Genomic DNA, 223 nt, shown 5'->3' with positions numbered 1-223 from the left:
CTTCCGCGTAGCGGGTATCGTCGATGAGGCCGGCGCGCAGGCTCTTGGCCACCACCTCGTCGATCATGTCCTGGAATTCCGCCGGATCCTCGCCGCGCAGGCGGCAGCGCTGGTCGACCTTGCGCCTCAGGACGCGCCGCAGGTTCTCGGCCGAGGAGGCATAGCGTTCGAGATAGGCGAGCGCCGCCCGCTGCAGATAGGCGGCGCTGACCTGCCGTGGAGG

At 69.5% G+C, this 223-nt stretch carries 1 pseudogene; it reads right to left on the bottom strand.

From position 1 onward, the window contains the following. Positions 1-223, bottom strand: a pseudogene (locus E4K09_RS07585) (regulatory protein RecX); the annotation flags it as partial.

The sequence above is a fragment of the Microvirga pakistanensis genome (genome assembly GCF_004458765.1).
GTDB lineage: Bacteria > Pseudomonadota > Alphaproteobacteria > Rhizobiales > Beijerinckiaceae > Microvirga > Microvirga pakistanensis.
Note: the sequence above shows the minus strand (reverse complement) of the source record. Positions and strands in the feature narration are given on the sequence as shown.